Source organism: Glaciecola sp. MF2-115, assembly GCF_047250385.1.
Classification (GTDB): Bacteria; Pseudomonadota; Gammaproteobacteria; order Enterobacterales; family Alteromonadaceae; genus Glaciecola.
Genome location: NZ_JBLBVM010000054.1, coordinates 258,466 through 281,555, shown reverse-complemented (window position 1 = coordinate 281,555; position 23,090 = coordinate 258,466). Strand labels below are relative to the sequence as shown.

At 39.9% G+C, this 23,090-nt stretch carries 16 protein-coding genes and 1 tRNA gene; 7 read left to right on the top strand and 10 right to left on the bottom strand.

Features of this window, described 5'->3' with window-relative positions; translation table 11 throughout:
* Window positions 1-411 precede the first annotated feature (411 nt).
* The 5 genes from ACKLNX_RS13180 to ACKLNX_RS13160 all read right to left on the bottom strand — a co-directional run bounded on the left by ACKLNX_RS13180 (window position 412) and on the right by ACKLNX_RS13160 (window position 7,905).
* Window positions 412-3,039: an EAL domain-containing protein gene (locus ACKLNX_RS13180; protein ID WP_412972699.1), complete on the bottom strand. Its 2,628-nt coding sequence runs from the start codon at window positions 3,037-3,039 to the stop codon at window positions 412-414.
* Window positions 3,040-3,111: 72 nt separating this feature from the next.
* On the bottom strand, window positions 3,112-3,507 hold the full coding sequence (locus ACKLNX_RS13175; protein WP_411692369.1) for a c-type cytochrome: 396 nt from the start codon (window positions 3,505-3,507) through the stop codon (window positions 3,112-3,114).
* Window positions 3,508-3,673: 166 nt separating this feature from the next.
* On the bottom strand, window positions 3,674-5,401 hold the full coding sequence (locus ACKLNX_RS13170) for a hypothetical protein (RefSeq protein ID WP_412972698.1): 1,728 nt from the start codon (window positions 5,399-5,401) through the stop codon (window positions 3,674-3,676).
* A gap of 140 nt (window positions 5,402-5,541) precedes the next feature.
* Window positions 5,542-6,450: a dienelactone hydrolase family protein gene (locus tag ACKLNX_RS13165; protein ID WP_412972697.1), complete on the bottom strand. Its 909-nt coding sequence runs from the start codon at window positions 6,448-6,450 to the stop codon at window positions 5,542-5,544.
* Window positions 6,451-6,573: 123 nt separating this feature from the next.
* Entirely contained in the window at window positions 6,574-7,905 is a 1,332-nt protein-coding gene (locus ACKLNX_RS13160) for an NCS2 family permease (protein ID WP_412972696.1), read from the bottom strand.
* A 409-nt stretch (window positions 7,906-8,314) separates the two neighbouring features.
* On the opposite strand from ACKLNX_RS13160, the gene ACKLNX_RS13155 reads away from it, so the two are divergent.
* The 3 genes from ACKLNX_RS13155 to ACKLNX_RS13145 all read left to right on the top strand — a co-directional run bounded on the left by ACKLNX_RS13155 (window position 8,315) and on the right by ACKLNX_RS13145 (window position 10,568).
* Window positions 8,315-9,331 (top strand): adenosine deaminase, encoded by a 1,017-nt coding sequence (locus ACKLNX_RS13155; RefSeq protein ID WP_412972695.1) that lies wholly within the window; start codon window positions 8,315-8,317, stop codon window positions 9,329-9,331.
* A 13-nt stretch (window positions 9,332-9,344) separates the two neighbouring features.
* Window positions 9,345-10,364, top strand: a complete 1,020-nt coding sequence (locus ACKLNX_RS13150) for a purine phosphorylase (protein ID WP_412972694.1) — start codon at window positions 9,345-9,347, stop codon at window positions 10,362-10,364.
* Window positions 10,365-10,491: 127 nt separating this feature from the next.
* Window positions 10,492-10,568 (top strand) — tRNA-Arg (locus ACKLNX_RS13145).
* Window positions 10,569-11,127: 559 nt separating this feature from the next.
* Here the strand turns inward: ACKLNX_RS13145 and ACKLNX_RS13140 are convergent.
* From ACKLNX_RS13140 to ACKLNX_RS13125, 4 genes are all read right to left on the bottom strand, one after another.
* Complete coding sequence (locus ACKLNX_RS13140) at window positions 11,128-13,008, bottom strand: hypothetical protein (protein ID WP_412972693.1); 1,881 nt, start codon at window positions 13,006-13,008, stop codon at window positions 11,128-11,130.
* Window positions 13,009-14,013: 1,005 nt separating this feature from the next.
* Window positions 14,014-16,002, bottom strand: coding sequence for a putative bifunctional diguanylate cyclase/phosphodiesterase (locus ACKLNX_RS13135; RefSeq protein ID WP_412972692.1), 1,989 nt, complete (start codon window positions 16,000-16,002; stop codon window positions 14,014-14,016).
* Window positions 15,999-16,883, bottom strand: a complete 885-nt coding sequence (locus ACKLNX_RS13130; protein WP_412972691.1) for a hypothetical protein — start codon at window positions 16,881-16,883, stop codon at window positions 15,999-16,001. The genes ACKLNX_RS13135 and ACKLNX_RS13130 overlap by 4 nt, the downstream gene beginning before the upstream one ends.
* A 390-nt stretch (window positions 16,884-17,273) precedes the next feature.
* Window positions 17,274-17,681, bottom strand: coding sequence for a hypothetical protein (locus tag ACKLNX_RS13125; RefSeq protein ID WP_412972690.1), 408 nt, complete (start codon window positions 17,679-17,681; stop codon window positions 17,274-17,276).
* Window positions 17,682-17,897: 216 nt separating this feature from the next.
* On the opposite strand from ACKLNX_RS13125, the gene ACKLNX_RS13120 reads away from it, so the two are divergent.
* Window positions 17,898-18,779, top strand: coding sequence for a glycosyl hydrolase family 17 protein (locus ACKLNX_RS13120; protein WP_412972689.1), 882 nt, complete (start codon window positions 17,898-17,900; stop codon window positions 18,777-18,779).
* Window positions 18,769-19,713: a glycosyl hydrolase family 17 protein gene (locus tag ACKLNX_RS13115; RefSeq protein ID WP_412972708.1), complete on the top strand. Its 945-nt coding sequence runs from the start codon at window positions 18,769-18,771 to the stop codon at window positions 19,711-19,713. The genes ACKLNX_RS13120 and ACKLNX_RS13115 overlap by 11 nt, the downstream gene beginning before the upstream one ends.
* A gap of 25 nt (window positions 19,714-19,738) precedes the next feature.
* Here ACKLNX_RS13115 and ACKLNX_RS13110 read toward each other — a convergent pair whose 3' ends face one another.
* Window positions 19,739-20,686 (bottom strand): glycosyl hydrolase family 17 protein, encoded by a 948-nt coding sequence (locus ACKLNX_RS13110; RefSeq protein WP_412972688.1) that lies wholly within the window; start codon window positions 20,684-20,686, stop codon window positions 19,739-19,741.
* Between the two features lie 359 nt (window positions 20,687-21,045).
* On the opposite strand from ACKLNX_RS13110, the gene ACKLNX_RS13105 reads away from it, so the two are divergent.
* The gene (locus ACKLNX_RS13105) at window positions 21,046-22,479 is read left to right on the top strand and encodes an MFS transporter (protein WP_412972687.1); all 1,434 of its coding nucleotides are present in this window, start codon (window positions 21,046-21,048) and stop codon (window positions 22,477-22,479) included.
* A 134-nt stretch (window positions 22,480-22,613) separates the two neighbouring features.
* A complete protein-coding gene (locus tag ACKLNX_RS13100; RefSeq protein WP_412972686.1) occupies window positions 22,614-23,087 on the top strand; it encodes a DUF3015 family protein in 474 nt (157 codons plus the stop codon).
* The last annotated feature ends 3 nt before the right edge of the window (window positions 23,088-23,090 follow it).

The window sequence follows — 23,090 nt, the reverse complement described above, 5'->3', positions numbered from 1 at the left end:
AGTCTCGCCAAAAACATACTCATTCACTTCACCTTTAGGAGAGTGATTGCATTATTCAGTCAAGGGGTGCGAAATCTTAACAAAGACTATAAAAAACGAATATATAGCATGGCCTCGTAAAAAATGGGGATCCCTCAGTGCGAAGGCAGGAACCTCCTGAATCAACAGCAAATCTTTTTGTGAGTTAGATGTAAGTAGTTGGAGGCACTTTCCGTTGCACAATACTGTTCGCTGAAGCCTTTTTACTGAATTTATCAATCTTAGCATAGGTTAAATAGACGGAGATTACTGCCTTCGCAGTAAAGACGAGAGGCTTTAAAACTTTAAACGAACAAAGTATTTTGCCTTCGCAAGGATGACGGAGCACTTCACAAAGAAAACGGCGTATTGCACCAACACTTAATAAGTGCGTTAAGCTTCAGCGTTGCTCGCATCCAATTCATCGTCAACGAAATCAAGTTGTATCGTACTGCCAAGTATGTCACCTTGGCCGTATTCGCAACCTAAGCCTTTCAGGCCTTCGAGTTTCGATTGGCTAGAAATACCTTCAGCAATAACTATTAAACCAACCTTTTCAGCAACTAATATGACCGATTCAATAAAACGTAAGTTTTTTTCTGAACGGGTGAAAGATTGCACGAAACGTTCGTCAATTTTGATAAATTCAAAGGGGTATGAAAACAGGTAGTTTAATGAAGCCGCGCCGCTACCAAAGTTATCCAAAATTAAGCCGAAGCCATTTCGTTTTAACTTTTTCACTGCAGGTAAAATAAATTGTGAGCGATTGTTTAATGCGCTCTCAGCAAACTCCAGTAGGAGCTTATTTGGCCCAAACTGTGATTCTTTGACGCTGGATATAAGTTCATTAACCAGATCTCGCTGCATGAGGTGCTCAACTGACAAACTTACGCCAATACGGTGGTTTGCGTATTCAGCATCTTCTTGCCACTGGTTTAATAGACCAATAGCGCCATCTAGTAAAAATTGGTTGAGCTCAAGCGTTAAACCACATTGTTCTGCGATTTGCCAAAATTGTTCACGGTTTACTTTACCGAAAGTTGGATTATGCCACTGCAATGTGCATTCGAAATATAGTATCGATTCGTCTTCAAGTTTAACAACAGGCTGTAAAACACAATCAAAGCCTTTGTTCTTGAGTGTTTTACGAAACTCGACTTCCAACTGAATATCTTCAAGCAGCTTTTCACGCATGCTCTTATCAAATGTGACATAGCGTCCACGGCCCAAGCTTTTCGCTTGATACATAGCGGCATCGGCATCGCGCAAGACTTCATCTGCTGACGCATAACTGCTATCAACATGAGCTATACCAAGGCTAGCACCACTAAACATTTCCTTGCCGTCTAAAATGAAAGGCATGGATACTGAATTAATGACGCGTGAAGCTACTTCTTCTACCGCTTTTACATCTTCGAAGTTATCTAACAAGATTACAAATTCGTCACCACCTAAGCGGGCTAACAAATCATGGCCGCGTTTGCACAAGGCAATACGATGACTTACTTCTACTAAAAATTCGTCGCCAGCATGGTGACCCATGGTATCGTTGATCACTTTGAACCGATCTAGATCGATAAACAGAACTGCAAATTGGTTTTCTGGGTGACGTTTCTTATTTGCGATGGCAAGTTCAAGTCGACTATTAAACATGACGCGATTTGGCAAATCAGTGAGAGCATCGTGATGAGCGTCGTGAATGAGTTTTAATTCAATTTCTTTACGCTGTTCTATTTGTTTCTTCAGGTATTCGTTGGTTTTATTCAGTTCTTCAGTACGTTCTTGTACTTTGTTTGTTAATTGCTGATTATATTCTTTTAAGGCTTCAGCACTTCGTCGTCGTTCCATTGCAACGGCAATATGGTGCGATACAAAGCGAAGTATTTCTAAATCTTTATGGTTATAGTCTTTTAGCTTACCGTAGGTTTGTATCCCGATGACACCTTGCACTTCACCGTCAATGACTAAAGGAGAGCCAAGCCAGGAGTTATTGTGCTCCATCAAATTTTGGGCAACGCTAACGTCTACTTCACCTTCCTCTACTAAGGAAAGGATTTTTGAATTATCAATAAGCGAGGCTTCACCACGGCGAATGATATATTCGGTTAAGCCTAAACCAAGGGGGCGTTCATCCGCAGATTCATGCAGTTCATCACTAAAGTAAGGGAAATTTAGTTTATCTTTTTCTTCATTTAAGACGGCAACAAAACAGTTTGGCGCACTGATTAATCGAGCAAGAATGGCATGCAATTTTGAGTAAAAACGTGGCATGTCATCGTCAAGTGCTACAGATAGCTCGGATATCTCAAACAAAGCGGTTTGTAGTGATTCCACTTTTTGGCGTTCGAGTATTTCTTCTTGAAGGTCATCGTTAATGCTGCGAAGCTGTTTAGTACGCTCACGAATAGTGCGTTCAGTGACTTCGCGACTTTTAACGCGATCCACCGTTGTTACAATGTGCTGAGAGATAAATGACAGAACTTCAAAGTCGTCTTGGTCATATCGCACATCGTCGGTATAGCTTTGAACGACCATTGCACCGATTACATCAGTGCTGCGCTTTAAAGGTACACCAATCAAATCTACTGGCGGAGTTCCTAGCATTTGAATACCAGTATCTGCTAAAACAGATTCGGTATTTTCTTTCGTCATTACAATACTAGTGCCATTTCTGAGGATATAGCCAGTAATGCCGTCCATGATTTTTTCGTAAGGGATCGTGCTTAGTACTTCTTGATCTAACTCATCGACAAAGTAGGCAAAATCAACGTTTTTGTCGCCGCGGTCAAAGAAGGCGACATAGAAGTTATCCGCTGTCATGAAATCACTGACGATGTCATGAACTGCTTTATAGAGTCGATCGAGATTACTCACTGAACTTGCTAGTTCACTGATTTCAAATAACGCCTTTTGGACTTTCTCAGCGCGCTTATACTTCTCGGTTAAATTCTGAAGCTGTGGAATTAATTCCCGCAATTCCTCTTCAGAAAGATCACCAATTACCGACTCTTGTTCTTTCATTTCAATTTTTAACCTTACCAACTCTATACTGCAGATTTGCTAGGGAGATCCTTTTTAAGCATCGAAAAATGACTAAATGCCTTCAATCATATATTCAATTGCTATCTTAATATCATCTTCAGAACAACTATTGCACGTACCCATAGCTGGCATTGCATTAATACCGTTCACAGCATTCTTCCATACTTGGTCGAAGCCTTTCTCATCTAGTCTTGGTTGCCAATCTGCCGCAACTTGCAGCTTCGGCGCGCCTAAAACTCCTGAAGTGTGACATGCTACACATGCACTGTCATAAATCTCTTTACCCGAACGAGGACCAGCAGCGGCAACAGGTGCAGCACCGGCTACATGAACTTTACCTACTGGTTTTATACGCTCTGCAATATCTTCATCGGTCGTTTCTTGTGCGTTTACGCTAACGAAAAATAACGCGGATATGAAAAGGCTTAACACTACTCTTAATTTCACTACTCTCTCCTGCAATTTGCTATGGCATACAACCACTTTGGGCAATTATAAACATTAGTCAGTGGTTAACAACTATTTGTTGCAATATCCCTGACGACGTTATTTGTAAAAGTTTTGTTTATTTATTTATTATCGGTTAACAATCTGTTTTTATTAATATTTTGTATTACAAGCCAAATTGGCCTTGTAATAATGCGATAAATTTTCGTTTCTGTTTAAAGTCAAAACTCAGCTCGCTGATTAAAAATTCGAAAGATTGGTGCTGTTTTTTACTCTTTAATGTCGATTTAAGTTCTTTCAATAAAGTAATTGCAGTTTCGTAACCCTGCGTATCTGTATTTTTTGGATAAGTTCTAACCAACCTTCGATAAAGTGCAAAACCTGCTTCTGGTTGCAAGGTCATTCCAAGCTTCGCGATCTTATGCAGTAAGGCATTAGAAATATTAGCTTCAAGCGCTTCAGTTATTGCTTCTTCGTTTTTATCACATGCTAAGTACAACTCAAACAATGCATCGTGATTGTCTGCATCTTGCAGTTGCTCAACTAGAAGGGCGTGGGCTTTTTCGAACCAATATTGAATATCAACATCACCCTTCTTATCAGACGATTTTAATAAGGACAGAACAGTCTGAAAATCCTTTGCCTCTAAGGAATGCTCATAGGCAGACCAATGTAATTCAAGAGAAGCATCAATGTCTTCTAAAGCTTCTTGGGTGTTAGCGTTCAAGGTCAGAATTTTACTTTCTTGTCTGTAGTTCAGGTCATGAGATTCAATTTCAGAAATATATTTCTTCGCAAGGTCCTTACGACCTAATTCCAAACATAGTTCTGCGAGTTCAATGTATTCATTAATGTCAGATGCAAGTTTATGCTTACACTCGATTAGCTTTTCGAGGTGTTCGTTATTGGCATTTTTAGCATCTTCCGCGTAATAAAAGGCAAGGTCTTCCAGTACTAAACGATGATTATCCTCGATAGTCTTATCTAATTGTATGGTGCTAACGTCAATTTGTTCAAACTGAGTTTCGAGGTTCACTAATTTTTCGATAAAAAACGGAATAAGGTCAGGCTGTTTTTTCGCAAACCTTTTATAGACTGATGGTAACGAGAAATTAGAAAATGGTTGCTGATAAAGCGACATCAAAAAGCTGACTTTTCTTTGTTCAGTCCAATTCAACTCACTGATAAAGGTCGCAAATGCTTGCACAAGTGTAACTTCAACTTTAAGTCGATAACCTTTGTCGTCTTTAATTTTGCTTAGCGCTTTGTTATAGCGCAGCAATGCTGTTTGTGTCAGTTCAAAAGCAGGGTCTGTGGGTAATTTGTGTAATATTGAGATTAGACGATTAAACTTTTCGATAGCTGCTTCAAAATAAGTTTTCACTCTGTTTTGACGCCATACCTCACGCAAAGGCAAGGCTTTATTAATAATGTCGACTAAAGCCTTTTTATTTACTTTGCCATTGGTGACATCAGCAAATAAGACCCATTGCTCTGTTTTATCAATATCGCTAGTAATTTGCTCAAGTAGTATGGCTTTCGCTTCAGCTTCCGACATAGCTTCAATATATCCGGTGATACGCTGGATCTCATCACCTTCTTGGAGTGCTTCTAATTCGGCTTCACGCGAAATATCGGTTAGTGCAACCGCTACGCAGTGCTTACAGAAATCAAAGCCTTCTGAGTCGGAGCAATTGCAACTGCCTTCGTATTCACCATCAACAATGGAAAGCTTGACCTCAAACTCTTGAATTTCTTGAACTATAGCCGTTATGATCAACTGATCTTTCGAAAATCGATGCACAGCCTCTTGAAAATACAGCATTTCGCCCTTGTCAAAAGTGCGTCTTCCAGCAAGTTTTTGTAACTGTAATATGGGGCTGCTATCTGGCATAAGTGTATTTTATTTAAGCTCAATGGTTGAGGCGCAGTTTAAGTGAAACACACGCGGAACGGATCATCATATATCAGTTTGTACATAATGAAAATGTATTGCTGATACATGACGTAAAAGCAATACATCGAGCTTGACTCTTAGCTAAGATGTTTTTTAAAGAAATCGACAGTTCTTTGCCAAGATAATTCTGCATCCTTAGGGCTAAACCTGCTCGTAGAATCGTTATGAAAACCATGCTGAGCGCCTGCGTAAAAATGGGCTTCGTAATTCGCATTATTTGCTTTCAGTACTGTTTCGTAATCAGGCCAAGTGGCATTAACTCGCTTATCTTGCTCTGCAAAATGGATCAGAATGGGGCCTTTTACTTCCGCTTGCAATTCAGCTTTGGCTGGCGTTCCGTAATAGGGCACTGCAGCATCAATCTGCTTAGGCATAGCAGCTGCGAGCAAATTACTGATGTACCCGCCAAAACAAAAACCGACAACACCCAGTTTACCGCTTCCGTTCTCATGTTTTTTCAGCCAAGTTGCAGCAGCCATGAAGTCTTGCTCAATCTTATCGCGGTCTAGACTACGTTGCATTGCACGACCATCGTCGTCATTACCTGGGTATCCACCTAATGGGAATAAAGCATCAGGAGCAAATGCAATAAAACCTTGCTTCGCTAAGCGACGTGCAACATCTTTCACATAAGGATTTAAACCCCGGTTCTCATGCACGACTAGCACAGTAGGTGCTTTGCTATTCAGTTTGCTTGGTACAACTAAGTAGCCATTACCTTTGCCATGTCCATTAGGGGAATCAAATTCCGCGTAACTTGCTTTGATATCGGGATCGTTAAAGCTTACTTGCTCGGCTAAGGCATAGTTAGGAATCAAGGCGGAGGAGATTAGGCCAAGAGATAAACCTGCAACTGATAAGGAACCCAATCGCGTCATAAAAGTTCGGCGGTTAATGTCACCGTGTGCATATTCGTCATACCAGTCAAACGCTTGCTGTGGAATGAGTTTAGCGTCGAGTTGCTCGTTGAGGTTTTTAGCTGACATAGTTTACCTTTTTTAATAATTTGCATGAATTTAACAATATACGACACTAGCATCTGTGATGGTTCAAAACATATTCTTCGCAAACGCAACTTATTCAGTATAGATACAATTTGAAAAGAGTGACTACTTCAAGTCAAAAATATATCTCAACAAAAATACAGCCGCCATGAAATAAGTAATGACACTTACTTTCTTAAACTCACCAGTACCCATTTTAATACCAACATAAGTAATAAAACCTAGTGCTATTCCTTCACTAATACTGAATGTTAAGGGCATTGCCATCAGAGCGATAGTGGCTGTGGCAACGCTTGCTAAATCGGAGAATTCAAGCTCCTTAATTGATTCCATCATAAATATACCCACCATCACCAATGCAGGAGTGGTAGCCATTATCGGGATCACAAGCATGAGTGGAGATAAAAACAGGGCAAGTAAGAAACAAATCGCTACGACGATGGCAGTTAAACCGGTTCGCCCGCCAGCAGAAACTCCGGCTGCAGATTCAACATAACTGGTGACAGGAGAGGTGCCCAAAGCAGCACCAACAACACCTGCGGCTGCATCGGCTGTCATTGCGCGTCCCATTTTTGGGAGTTTCCCTTGCTTATCGACTAATTGAGCTCGCTTCGAAACCCCAATAAGAGTGCCAATAGTGTCAAACATATTCACGAACATAAGTGCAAAAATGAGATCCCAAGTGCTCGCAAAATTGACGATAGGGTACATTAAATCCATTGCGAAGAAGGTATCTGAAATTGGTGCAGGCAGTCCTACAATACCATTCGGTGTCGCGGTTAAATAACCGCCCTCTGTAGGAATAAACATCCCAATTAAAGTAAGCGCGACAATCGAAATAAGTATCGCGCCAGTCACTTTTTTAATGACTAAAATGATAGTGAAAATCACACCTAAAAACGCAAACAATACAGCAGGCTCTGATAAGTCACCAAGGCCAACGAAGGTAGCGGGATTATCTACAATGAGACCGGCATTTTTCAAACCAATGAAGGCAATAAATAAACCAATACCACATTGCACACCAATTTTAAGCGCTGTTGGGATCGCATGGGCTATCTTCTCTCGCAAACCTGAAATGGTGAGGAGCAAGAACAAAAGGGCGTTGTAAAACACAATCCCTAAGGCGGCCTCCCAAGGGATTTCGCGAGTTAAGCAAATGGTGAAAGCAAAAAACGCGTTCAAGCCCATGCCAGGGGCTAAAGCAACCGGGTAGTTAGTTAACCACGCCATCAGCAATGTACCGATGCAAGCTGCCAGTGCAGTAACAGTAATGAGGCCGGCTACTGGCATACCGCTTAAACCCAAGATGCTAGGGTTAACAATTAAGATATACGACATTGCAGCGAAGGTCGTTAAGCCCGCAATAATTTCAGTCTTTACTGTTGTGGCGTGCTCTTTGAGTGCAAATGTTTTATCTAAAAACTGACTTATCATTTGGCTTTCCTTATTATTTTTATTTTTGCCAATCGCATTGTTTTATTAATCGCTGCTTGTAAGTGCTGTTTATAAGCTTATCGTTTAATAGCTTTTGGTTGCAATTAGTGGTGAGTTTAATAGCAAGTGTTCATCACTAAATTCGAGATGGAAAGTTTTGAGGCGCTAAGTATTGCTGAATATCGATGGTTTTAGAAGATTTGATTGCGTCTGGTTTGCTATTTCTGAATGTGTTTCAACGCGAAAGAAGATAAAAGTTAAAGGTTTAGTTAAAAACAATTACCAAAATATTGCTTAACTTAGTATTGTGCTTATGCATTTCGAGAGTAAGACTTGGTAAGTGAATGAAAAGCCTTATCAAGCAAAGTCCTAGTTTCATTATGAAAGTACAAAGAGGTTCAATTACACAATGCAAAAAAATGAGCTTAAACAACTTGTTCAGCAATTACCTAAGGCTGAATTGCATCTACATATTGAAGGGACACTAGAGCCTGCTCTAATGTGGCGCTTGGCGAAGAAACATAATATTGCGCTGCCGTTTTCCAGCGTTGAAGCGATTCAACAAGCCTATCAGTTCAATAACCTCCAGAGCTTCTTAGACCTTTATTATCAGGGCGCTGACGTACTGCGTGACGAAGACGATTTTTTCGAACTCATGTGGGCTTATTTGAGCAAATGTCACGAGCAAAACATTGTGCATGTTGAAGTGATGTTCGATCCACAAACCCATACCACACGCGACATTGGCTATGATGTATTTATGCCGGGTTTCGCAAAAGCGATTGAAAAGGCGAAGGCGGAATTGGATATGTCCGCGTATCTCATTCTATCCTTTTTACGACACATGAGCGAAGACAGCGCCATAGAAACGCTGGAACAAGCCAAGCCATATTATTCGATGATAAGCGCTGTTGGTTTGGACAGTTCTGAATTGGGTAACCCTCCATCCAAATTTCAGCGCGTTTTTGCGCAATCAGCTGCGCTCGGCTTTAATCTGGTAGCTCACGCTGGCGAAGAAGGGCCACCCGAGTATATTTGGGAAGCGATCAACTTGCTGAAGGTCGATCGCATTGATCATGGTGTTCGCAGCAGTGAAGATCCAAAACTGATGACCTATCTAAAAGAGCAACAAATTCCACTCACTGTTTGCCCTCTAAGCAATTTAAAGCTTTGTGTAGTGGATGATATTAGCCAACATAATATTGTCGAATTGCTGCATGATGGTTTGTTAGTGATGGTCAATTCGGATGATCCATCTTACTTTGGCGGCTATTTGAATGAGAACTTTTATGCGCTTATCGATAAACTGTCATTGAGTTCACAGGATATCGTGGCACTTGCAAGCAATAGTATTACCGCGAGCTTTCTGCCAGAAAATGAAAAGCAGCATTGGCTAAATAAAATTCAAGAAATCACGAGTAATTAGAAGGATGGGCGTTATGCGTAACTTGACCAGCTTGATGCTAATGATTGCTTTATTCGGCGCATCGGCTTCGTCAGGTGCTGATGAAAATTATGGCCCTAGAAAATTTCCAGATGACGAAAAATGGATTGCCGTTGTTGCTGCTTATGAACCTGAGATAAAAGCCATCGACGCCGCCTTTGCCAAAATTGAAGAAGCAAAAGTAGATAAAATACTGACCATTAAAGGCGTCAAATATCAACTAGCCACATATAAGGGGGAGAAGGTCGTTATCTTCACAACTGGTGTGAGCGTGGTCAATGCGGCAATGACAATTCAAATGGCGCTCGATTACTTTCCGATAGATAAGATAGTAATGATGGGAATAGCAGGCGCCGTCAATCCAGTCTTCGAGCCCGGTGACATTGCTATTCCGGAGCGTTGGTACTATCACGATGAGTCAGCATACGTAAATCCTGACCCAGATAAAGAAGGTGAATACATTCTTCCGGGGTATTTCGAAGAGGCTGTTATTCGCCACAAACAACGTGCACTCGTTGACCCGAACGAACCCAAATACAAGAACTTTGGTTTTCAATTTCCGAAGGAAGTTGGCGTAGTAAAAGCAGGCATAGATAAACCACAAAAGATGCCGTATTTCACCGTATCGTCTGAGCTTTTAACGCTCGCCAAGCAAGCATTGGCCGAGGTCGATACAATTAAAATGCCGTCTGGAAAGCCAATTCAAATTAGGATAGGCGGAAATGGTGTGACCGGCTCAGTGTTCGCCGATAACGCAAAATATCGTATGTGGCTGCAAGATGTATACAACGCAGAAGTCACTGAAATGGAGTCGGCAGCCGTTGGTCAAGTCAGCTTCGTTAACGAAGTCGATTGGATTGTCATTCGCTCTGTAAGCGATTTAGCTGGTGGTCAAAAAGGGCAGAATGATGAAAACGTTTTTGGTGCAATAGCATCTGGCACGGGGACTAAGTTCATGATTGCTTTGTTGGATGAGATTGTGGGCGCTGAGTTGGTAAGCGAGGCTCAACCATAATTGTGAACATTGAGCATGCTTTGGTGGTAGAGATATCTATTCCCGCATGTTCATTTAATATTGATAGTTAAAGGTCGTGGCATCAAACTATTTTTATGTGGTAACATTCGCGCCGCAAAATTAATAAGCACCCGTAGCTCAGCTGGATAGAGCGCTGCCCTCCGGAGGCAGAGGTCGTGAGTTCGAATCTCGCCGGGTGCGCCATTTCTGCTTTTTTTAACATCTTTGATTATATTTTAATCTCAAATTTCTACTATGGTTTTGAGTTTTATTAATGTTGTCACAGATTCTCTAAAAAGTGCATGTGACAAGGACGTGACAAAATTGTGTGAGTCTTAACAGTTTTCGATATATTGACCTGCAGTTCCTCCACTACTCTTTAACGTTTTCTTGATATTTGAAGCGTACATTTCGTCAATTTATTATTACGTGAATTCTGTTTTGAGACTTTTTTAATTGTTCGACGTTAAAGTTATAAATAAGCTCATCAAAATAAATTTAACTCGCGTAACATCAACTTGATAAAGCTTCTAGTTTTGTGTCTCTCATTAATTTTAAAAAGAAACCATAATCTTTTAAATTGTTACAATTTTGAATGAAAAATTATCCAAGAAAATAGTCCCTCTGAATCGCCACTCTTAAAGCTGCTTCCACAACAAAGGTGCCGTTGTCTTTAACCATACAGAGCGAAACCTGTATTTTAATCAGCTACATAGCCTACCAGGGGAGGATTTAATACATCCTAGAATATAGCAGCACCAATTTAAGCTTCCTTATTAGGTAGTTCTGCACTTTCACTTTGAGGAGTAAACCGTTTAATAATTGGATTAATGAAGTAAGCAAAGATTTTCAGTCTTACTGTACCCGCTATAATTGCACAATATACCAAATTGGTGACGGGTTCATTACTGAATGATAGCGTTGGTGCTGCAGGTAAGTTAAACCCCCGCAAAGTCACTGTTATAAAGTATAAGAATAATGCAGCACCAATGACTTCCAGTATTAACCTAGTTTTATTTAAGCGTTGATTCACAGGAGGTGTAATAAATGAAACTACAGCGGCAACCAATAAAGACAAAAGAATCATCAAAAAAAGGCCTTTTGGCGGAACAATATTGACTACATGCTTACCCGCAGACTGCCTCAGATCTGGGCCTAATTTTGCAACTTCAACGGTATAAGCGCCAATAAAGCGAGGGTGAAAAGAATATTCTTTTTCACTTACTTCAAAAGTATGGTCGAATGAAAATAAACTTTCGAGTATGCGTTTAAACTTACCATTGGGTATCCAATTAGGCGCCGAATATCTGAAGTTCACTAAAAAAGGGGTGTTCTTAGTAGATTCTACATATATCTCTACAGGGTCCCCTAGCCACACGCCTTTATTTTGCTTTTTATAATTTATAGTAACCAACGAGGGTAGGCTTTGATCTGGGGGCGCATATTTAAATTGAGTTCCAAATGCTCTTATCTCGGCTTTTACGAGAAATTTCATATCAATATCGCCGGTGGTAGCTATAAATTCTATTTTGTTTCCAATAAGGTTGGAGTTATAGGGGGTTTTTAGGTGTTCAATTATGCCACACCTAAAAAGCTGAATTGCATTTTCGGTGTTGCAGTTTGAGTCTAATCGTATAGTTCGAGCAATAGCCGTATACAAAGCTTCAAAAGCTAAAAATGAAGATGCGGAGCGTTGGCTAAGGTTTTTCCTTTCGATGTCTAAAAAAGTACTTGAGTCGGTATTGTTATATGAAAGCAATGAAGGAGTCATAGCAACGATTGAGCCTGGACTGTCAAAAAGCAATGAATCAGCATATTCAGTTTTTGCAAAAAACTTTGGTCGATGTTCCCCATGGTTATAATACTGTTCTTTTTTTACACGTTTAATTGCATTTAATATTTTTGGATCTGCTTGATTGGCCATCACAAATATAGATTCATAACGCTGTGCGCTATCGTAAGTATCCGCATTACTACTCGATACATCTATAAAGTGGACGGTATGTAATTTACTAACTTCGTTATGCACTTCTGTAAATGAATCACTTGAGTAAATATTACCGCTTTCATAAATAATTAAGTCTCTATTGCGTATGTTCCTCGTAGCGTCCTGCCTCCAAAGTTGGATCAGTTTGTCAATTCTAAAGTTATCTCCTGGAACGGTTCTATGGAAAAATTTTCTACCAATGGTATTGATGGAAGGAAGGGTTGCAAATGAACTAATAACGGGGATTTCAACTTCGTAATTGTTAATCATTTCTAGGGCACATGATGATGTAATAGGGCCTAATATAGCAATGACATTTTGTAACCTATTATTTGGATCGTCACCTGAACAGATGATTTCTCGAGCATCTTTTTCATAAAGCTTTGATAACTGAAACTTTTGACCTAAATAGGTAAACTGATTGTTTTTTATGCCTTGTTCTGTCAAGTAGTTAACAGCAGAGGTAATAGTATCCCACTGTTTGTTACTGGCGTCGTGTCCAATCTCTTTATGGACTACGATTATTTCCTTAATAATTTCTGATTTATCTGTTGTTTGTTGGCGGCTACTAAAAAAATCAGAAAATGTTTCAATAATAGAAGGGATAAGAATTAAAATAAAAGTGAAAATTAGCACTGTATAAAGTGTCTTTTTCATGATGGCCTGTCCTTGTATAACTAACCTTTCAAGTCATAATCTAATGTTAAGTCATTAAACACTTAGGTTCTGCGACAAAATTAAACAAGGGTTTTCGACGGCTAGATTATTAGAAACAGATTAATAACCTTAATGAAGTCTTTATTAAAAATTGAACCATACATAAAGTGTCAAAAAAATAACAAAGTAAATATAAATTTACAAGTGTTAGAAATATTCTAGTTGTTTGTCTAACGGTGACGACGGAAGAGTAAAATATTAACGTTAAAGTTAAACAGCTCTTTCAACAGCTAGTGTTCATGTCAAAAATAGGTAACTATGACCGATTCCTCAATATCTAGACATCCTTTATGCCTTGGCTAGGTTTAAATTCTCTTACAAACTCATGCGATACGACCGCTGACAGCCGACTAGGGTTTGAACAACAATATCTCGTAGATATGATGCGACCATGGCTTTCTGCAGAGTTTTTAAGTAAACCTGTTGACTTGTAGTGAAGCTCTGGTAACTCTTGCAAATACTAATGGGTTTTCTTTTAGTCTCATGTAGTGTAGTTTTTTAAACGCAAGTCAGTTCTATTGATGCTCTCAAGCTATTCTAGTGAGTATGAATATGAACCTTAAGGTAAGGATAAACATTGGTGGGACACCAAACTGGTTAATTTAGCCACTTTTTCTGTGCCCCAAGTGTGACCAAATTTTTGTGCGCTCACTAAATCGGTGTTAAAAGAGCTAATTTGTTCACTCCCACCAATTGGCTACAAGCCCTACCTTTACTATAAACAACCAATAATTCTGATTTACACCAATTAAGCCGCGTTCGTGGGATCGCCCTCCGGAGGCAGAGGTCGTGAGTTCGAATCTCGCCGGGTACGCCAATTTGTTGCTCGTATTTATGCAAAAGTGAATTGAGTTTAAAGAAATCGGCAATACTAAAACTCCATGACCAAAATGACTTGATCACTTCAAAAACAGTCAAGCTCACAACCGCATTCTAAATCCAATCTCACTTATTATGCTCACAATACAACTTGTTAAAAGCATCTATCTCGACAGCAGGACTGCAAAAGTAACCTTGATAGTAATTGCAGCTTAAGCCTTGTAAGTAGCTAACTTGAGAGTGTGTTTCCACTCCTTCCGCAACCACCTTTAGTTTAAGCGTCTTTGCCATATTCAGGATGGTTTCAATGAACACCGAACCATCTTCAGTGGCGTAATCATCTAAAAAGGCCTTATCAATTTTTATGATGTCGATAGGGAATTTTTTCAAATAAGATAGTGATGAGTATCCTGTTCCAAAATCATCTAATGAAATTTGTACGCCAAGCTTTTTAATTGCAGAAAACGTCTGATGAATGGCATTACTACCGTCCAAAAATATAGATTCTGTAATTTCTAAAAACACATTTTTTGCAACAACCTTATGCTCTAGTAAAAGACTTTCCAACTGGCTTACAAAGTCACGGTGTTTTATTTGTTGCGGTGCCACATTAATCGACATTTTTAAATCGAAGCCTTGGTCTTGCCATTCTCTTAGTTGTTTAATAGCCGTTTCGAGTACCCACGCACCAAGTTCAATAATAAAACCATTTTTTTCTGCAATAGGAATGAAAGTGTTCGGGGGAACAAACCCAGAACCTGGTTTGTTCCAGCGGATCAAAGCTTCTGCCCCAATTATCTGACCGTTTTTCACATCGTTTTGTGGTTGGTAAAAGAGTTCATACTCGCTATTCTTGAGTGCTTGTCGCAAGGCGTTGGTAAGCTCAATGTATTCTTGAGTCTTAATGTTTAAACTCTCTGTGAAGAAGTGATAGCTCCTGCGCCCGCGAGACTTTGCCTCGTACATAGCAATATCTGCATTCTTCATTAATGATAAAAGGTCTTTTCCATCCTTCGGGTAAACGGTAATGCCAATACTACTTGTAATGTGGATCGGAAATGTTTTTATTAACCATGGTTTCATCAATTGAGTTTGAATGCGTTCTATAATTTCATATAGCTCAATTTCATTCTTATAATGCGTTAATACAATGACAAATTCATCTCCACCAATGCGCGCCACAACATCATTTACACGCAAAATATCGTGAATTGTTTTTGCAATACTCTTGAGTAGTTCATCACCGATATCATGCCCTAATGAATCATTTACCGTTTTAAAGTGATCGAGATCGAGGAATAGTAAGGCAAATTCCTTATTTTCCCTCTCACTCAAATCAATAATTTGCTCCACTCTTTCCTGTAAGTAATTTCTGTTTGCCAAACCACTCAGAGAGTCGGTTCGCGCTTGGTTAAAGAGCTCTTTGCGTTCTTGATCGAGACGATTAAACGTTTGGACCATTGATGCTCTAATGTATTCGATTTCTTTAACCTTGAAGGCCGATGGAACCTGCGAATTGTAATAAGCATATTGACGCAAAACTTCGAGTGGTTTAGCAACAAGACGACCAACAACCATCCAAATAACGAATACGATAAAAACGGGCATGACAACAAGAAGGAGCAAGAAGTCGCGTTTTACCTGTGTAAATTCAGTTTCTATCGTTTTTTTATCAAGATAAAAAATAAGCGTATAGTTTCTAAGATTTTTACCCTCGTAGTAGTGAACATTTTCTTTCAACGCCATTATAGTTTGTAGCGAGGAGAAGTTGCTTTCATGGGCCACAACATACAGATCTGCACTTGTCGGAACTTTAGAGTAACCAGGGTCCGTTGTCATAACGAGTTGGTCGTTATCAAAAATAGCGATAGCACTGAGGTAGATATTATTAGCCGCTTTTCTGTCGAGCAAAGGTCGAGCGCTTGAAATAGGCGAACTCTTAATGTGTTTCGATAATAAATAAGATAGTTCGGAAAGCTCATTGTGAATTCTACTAGATATTACCCGCGCGGTATTATCTCGTTGAGCAAAGTAGTGATTCCCAAAAACAGAGTACATAACAATTACAATGAAAAAAATGAGACTAATGACAAGCTGTTTAATTGTTAGGTTCATAAAAGGTCTTTTATTGAAAATGAAGCCTCTTGCAAACGCATCTTGAGCGATGGGTCGAGGTCCTTATTAACCCATACTATGTCATTAATCTGTTTGTTAAATTCTTCATAGCTCAATTCTGTGAAGTAAGGCTTTATGGTCTCATAAAACTCTTTAGGATCGGCTTCAAGTGAGAGTATTGCCTCATCAACGATTGCCTTTAACTGAATGAATTGCTGCTTATGTTCTATGAGTTCTTCTTGACGAGCAAACACGGCACCTAATACGAGAAGGTCGAGGCCATTCTTTGTAGATATCAATTCCTGAAAACCATTGTTTCTGAGTTTTATGTCATTAGGAATATACGTAACAATAAGGGTTGCTTGAGCCGGATTAATATATTGTAGAGACGAGATTTCGCTTTGGTCTTTGTCTATATAATTTATTCTGGTTTCATCAATATTAAATTTTTGAATAAAATCATTTAATACGATGAGATTAATTGAATCCATCTCTAAATAGGTGTCAATTTGACCGTCACTATTTTGCAGAGAAGAAATAGTTTGATTACTCATTACCATGTCACCGCCATTTGAGCGATCAAATAACATAATGGGAACAAGACTTGGGAATTGCGCTTTTAAAATTGAGTGCTCGTATTGCGTGCCACCAAAAGCATCAGAGTTTCCCGCTTTATAAAGATACATATTCTCACTTAACGAGACTGCGTTGATCAGTTTAACGTTAATGCTCTCGAGTAATCCTTTTTCTTTTGCATAAAAAAGAGGCATATAACCTATCCAGTTAGTGACAGATACTCTTAAAATATGATCATGAGGTTTGGGCTGACAAGACAGTAATAAGAAGCAAAGCAAAATACATGAAGCTACCGTGAGTTTCATATATATCTTTTTGTCGCTATATGCATTCATATTAAAAGCAAATTCCCTTTTTGGCTTTGGATAAACTATTAAGACTGACGACCGTAGCTCTAAGATATAACAAAGCTCAGTTTAACTCTAATTTATTTCACACTTACCGTTTGGCGATATTTGTAATTGAATCTTTGGAATGAAAGTTAGATGTAGAGTCTGGAATTACTCGCAGACCACAATTAAAAACGATGAGTTCGAATCTAGTTGGGTGCGCCATTTTACGGCATCAGCAAAATTATAAGCGCAAGAACTTCTTGAGCTATTTAACTATTCACTGGGGCTTAGAAATACTATTAGATAACGTGACAAAAAAGCCAGCTTACAATGAAGCTGGCTTTATAAATCAAAATTTTGTACTCATTGAACTTTGTTTGCCATGGCAATTGTATCCGCTCTGATGAGAGCGTAATCAACTTGATTAAAGTTAAAATCTTTTAACTCCATAAACAGCTTGCTTGCTTTCTCTGAGTCTTGCATCTTGTGGTAGGCTAACGCCTTGTGATACTTCTCATAAATGTCTGTATGGTCTGATCTTTCAAAGCTTTCTACTGCAGCTTTGTAGTCTTCATCCTCAGCCGCAATTAACCCAACAAGTAAATGATATTGTTCGTGTTTTGCCGCGTCTTTCATAGGCTCCATAATGTCCCACATCCTCTTGGCATAACTTTTAGCTTTTGTTGAGTCTCCCATTTTTAATGCCCTTAAACCCTCTAAATACGCTAAATTGTTATCTGAGAATCTTGTAAAAGCATCTTCATTTCCCATTCATCGCATTTGGCATACCTAATATCGCATAGTAAATCTTTTGCTTTGCTACTTTAGCTATACTCGTTTCAAACTTTTAAAGCACTGATACAGCTTTCGGCACTATTACAGCTGTTGGCACTATTACAGCTGTCGGCACTATCACAACTGTCAGAGCCGTAACAGAAGAATGCACCGTTTGCACATTCACAACTGAACCACTAAATTGAGATGACTATGTCTGGAAAATATTATCGAAACAAGCAACTAAATGCAGCGCAATTAACGATTCCACAGTTGCAGGCAGAAGCGAAAAGTCTACTCGATAACAAGATCCATGGTTTATCATTTAGCCCCTATATCGCAGGGCAGGGCCCGGGAACGCAAATTACCGAGGAACAAATTCATCAACGCATTCAATTAATTCTACCTTACGTTGAGTGGATCAGAACCTTTTCATGCACTGAAGGAAACGAGCTAATTCCTAAAATTGCGGCTGAATACGGCCTTAAAACAATGGTTGGCGTTTGGTTGGATGATAACTTCGCTAACAATGAAAAAGAACTTCAAAACGCGATTAAGATAGCCCAAGCAGGTCATGCCGATATGTTGGCAGTTGGAAATGAAGTCATGCTACGCGAAGAGATGAGCGAGCAGCAGTTAGTTGACTATATTAATCGCGCTAAACAAGGTGCTCCGGGTATTCCGGTAGGCTATGTTGATGCTTATTTCTTGTTTGAAGATCACCCGCCAGTCGCCGAAGCTTGTGATGTGATTTTTGCAAACTGCTATCCATTTTGGGAAGGCTACCCAGCAGAGCATGCTCTTACATATATGAAAGAAATGTATCACCGCGCCGTCAAAGTGGCGAATGGCAAGCCGGTTGTCATAAGCGAAACAGGTTGGCCAGATCAAGGCTCGCCTGACAGAGCTGCAGTGCCTTCATACGAAAATGCACTTCGTTATTTTGTTAATGCTTATCATTGGACGCAGAAAGAAGACATTCCACTATTCTATTTTTCATCATTCGATGAAGACTGGAAGGTTGCGGATGAAGGAGATGTAGGCGCATATTGGGGCGTTCTCGATAAAGATGGAAAGCATAAATATGCCAAATGAGAGTAGGCCACTAACAGTGCTTGAGGAAATGCTTGGCCGAACCCACGCAAATGCTATTTGCTATTCAGGCTATAGAGAAGGGCAGAATCCGAGAGAGGACATCTATCCCACTTACGAAGAAATTAAAGAAGACTTATTATTGTTATCAGATTGGTCTTATTTGCGCTTATACGACTGTAGTCAGCACGCTGAAACGGTGTTGTCGGTTATTACCCAAGAAGAACTCGATTTTTCGTTAATGCTTGGGGTGGATATATGTGCTGAAGTAAGCAACCCAAACTGTCCGTGGGGAGCGGAGTATAGCGAAGAGCAATTGGCGCTCAATCGTAAAAAAAATGATGATGATATTGAGCGTTTAATCGACTTAACTCGTCGTTATCCAAAGCATGTGATAGCCGTATCAATTGGCAATGAAGCTAGTGTTGATTGGACCGATCACATGGTCCCCGTAGAGCGCCTAATCGAATTCGCGCAACGCATTAAAAGCGAAATTGATGTACCTGTGACGTTTTGCGAAAACTACGTACCATGGACCAATAAATTGATGCCCTTGGTTGCTGAACTCGATTTCATTTCAATTCACACATACCCGGTTTGGGAATATCAAAGTATTGAAAATGCCTTGGAATACACAAAGCAAAATTATTACTCGGTACAAGAATGTCATCCTGATGTGCCTATTGTAATAACAGAGGCAGGCTGGACAACGCAGTCGAATGGTTGTGGTATTGAGGCTTGGAATGCGTCAGTTGAACTGCAAGCTGAGTATTATCGTCAACTGATGGAATGGACGAATAGCGAAAAAATATTAACTTTCGTGTTTGAAGCTTTTGACGAACCTTGGAAGGGCTCGGATGATCCGAATGAACCTGAAAAACATTGGGGCCTATTTTATTTAAATAGAACACTCAAACTGGTTTTGCAAAGCAATTAATTAACTAAGACCGAGAAATGTCGGATTATAATTGAATCGCAAGCTTGGGCGTTCTATCTGAACGAAAGACGCCCCAGTTTTTCTCAGCGATATTGTCGCCCATGTCTTCACCACCCTTCCATTTCTCATCAAACGCTTCAAAATAGAACGAAACGATGCGGTTTTCATCTAACCACTGGCGATAGGCATGGAAAAAAATACTTTGCGTTTCTTCACTGGCTTCAGCAATGATCAAACTTTCATCACCATTGCTATTATCAGAGTTGGTTGCCCAGCCAGATTCACCGAGTACTATTTGTTTGCTTGGGTGCAATGCACAAATGTCATGATAAGTTTTTTCAGTCCAAGGTACGGCATTCTCAAGCGTTTGTGAGTTCCACATGGCATAAGCATGTAACACAATATAATCAAGTTCTTGGGCAACTTCCTGACTCCAAGGCTTATTCCAAAAATTATAGTCATCTGCAAGGGTGACAGGCACGCTCACCGCTGCCTTTACTTCTTTTACCCAATTTAGATACATGGGAATTTCGCTTACTTCAAACTTATGTGCAGACCAATCGACAAATATTTCGTTACCTAAATTGACACTAACAACAATGCCTTCGTACTCGTTAGCGAGCCGGATGACTTCTGAAATTTGTTGTGCATTTTGCTCTTCAGTTTGAATAGACGAAAGCCATGCTCCCTGCATTACTTTTACTGGTAGCTTATGCTTTTTAATGGTTTTGAGTACTTGCTCGCTTGCAGGGTCGGCGCCGTACATACGAATAAGATTCCATGACAAACTGCTGTTCTTGGTTAACAAGTTCATATCTTCGAGAATGTCTTTTTCGGAAGACACGCTGCCATCATGCGGGTTTTCGCCGTCACGATAAGAACCATAAGCAATGCCTAAACCAATCCACTGACCATCTATCATTGGTTCGAATACGGGTTTGGGGAAGTGTGATTTGCTCTGTTGTTTTATCATGTGTACAGCCTGTAATTGACAACTAACGAATTATAAAAATGAAAATGATATTGAATTGTAATGCCATTTAAACTGAATCTGAACGTAAAAATAGCCGGTAAGTACAGCTTTTTCCACTGCTAGAGACAAGCCATTTGAGTTTAAGTGGACTTTAAATAGGTTAATTAGGATCTTAGGGGGCAGACCCAAAATGGCCAATTGCGACCTTACTTTTGCAGGAAGATTAATGTCGCTTTTCGGTTTTGTCCAAGCCACCGCGTAAAAAGTTCAAGTTACCGATTTATAGCCAGTTTTTTTAGAAAATGACATTCAAATGACATATATTTACATTCCATTTACAACTTAAGCTGAATACAAAAATGTCGCATTACGAAACTGCAGAAAAAGATCGCGTCCCTCTAGGTGAAAAAGCCGCATATGGAACAGGCACACTGGTACTCAACTTGTTACCCGCCTCTTTAGGCATCTTTGCATTTTTCTTAATAACAGCATTTGGTGTCGACCCTGTATTAGCTGGCTTACTAGGGGGCTTGCCTCGCTTGTTTGATGCAATCACAGATCCAATCATGGGTTTCATCACAGACAACACGAAGTCAAGATGGGGCAGACGCCGACCATATATCGTAGTAGGTGCAATCCTCAGTGGGACTTGCTTCGCCTTGCTATGGCAGCTAGACCCTGAAAATTCTCAAAACTATACATTCTGGTATATCTTGTTGTTTTCAATGGCCTTCACTATCGGTAATACGATGTTCGCTACGCCATTTGTTGGCTTAGGCTACGAAATGACAGCTGACTATAAAGAGCGGACGCGTTTAATGGCTGTGTCTCAATTTATGGGGCAAATAGCATGGATGATTGTGCCGTGGTTTTGGGTCATGATCGCCGACCCTGATTTATTTGAGAGTCAGGCCGAAGGAGTCAGGCAACTTTCCATATATGTTGCCGGTGTTTGTATTGTACTTGGTATCGTTCCTGGCCTATTCTGCAAAGGAATTGATAGTTCGCAAATTGAAAGTAGAGCCGAGATTTCTTTTAGAGCACTATCGAGCAATGTGATGGGCGTTTTTCGAAGTATCGGGCAGGCCTATAGAAATGCAGCATTTGTGAGGCTGTGCGGAGCTACTTTCTTCGTGTTTAATGGCTTTATGCTAGTCTCTTCATTTAGTTACTTCATCATTGTATTTCATATGTTTGATGGGGATTATGGTGCTACTGGTTCGTGGCCCGCGTGGTTCTCAACAGTGAGTGCATTTGTGACTGCTTTTCTTGTCATTCCTGTTGTCAGTTGGATGGCTAATAAATGGGGCAAACGCAATGCGTTTATCATTTCAACAGTGCTTTCCATTATTGGCTATACATTGAAATGGTATGGCTTCAACCCCGAAAACCCGTGGATGATATTCATGCCAATTCCTTTGATGTCATTCGGGATCGGTGGTTTATTTACCCTTATGCTGAGCATGACCGCTGATGTATGCGATTTAGATGAATTGAAAAATGGCATGCCGCGCAAGGAAGGCACCTTTGCTGCAATCTATTGGCTGATGGTGAAATTAGGTCAGGCATTAGCATTAATATTGGGTGGTGTAGTTCTGAAGTTTGTTGGTTTTGATGCAGGTGTTGCTAGTCAAACGGTGGAAACGATGACCAATTTACGACTCGCCGATATCATTATTCCTTCTAGCACAGCAGCACTGGCGATATTGATCATGTGGAAGTACGATATTACTGAAGATAAGGCACATGAGATTAAAGAAGAATTGATCGAGCGCCGTGGTGAAATAGTCTAAATTATATACATTTCAATTCGTTGCAATCAGTTTTCGTATTCATTGCTATTGCTTTCGAAAAATGATTATGCAATATTTTACCTTGGCCCAAGGAAACTGGTCTATTAAATCATAAAAAACAACAAGGATTCTTAATGAAAAAATTAATACTAGTGTCGCTTTTATCCCTAGCTTGCTCTTCAGCAGTAATGGCTCAAAACGGTCCTAACCCTTATAAAGATTGCGGCATTGGAGCAGCTTTGTTTGCATCAACACCATGGGCGGCTGTTACGTCTAACGTAATATGGGATGTTGGTACTACTGCTGTAATTTCTGCAACCGCTAGTCCTGAAACCTGCAGCGGTTCTGAATATGCAACTGCTGTTTTTATCAATGAAACTTACGAATCACTTGAGCAAAATTTTGTTCAAGGCGAGGGGCAGTTTATCGATACTCTTTCATCAATTATGTCTTGTGATACAGACTCAAGCACTGCATTGACTCAAGAAGTGCGCGAAATGATGATTGATCAAGACAATACGGATAAAACTCGTCTTGAAAAAGCTGAAAATATGTACCTAAATATTATGGGAACACAAGCAGCGAAAAGCTGTTCTACAAACGTTTAGCCC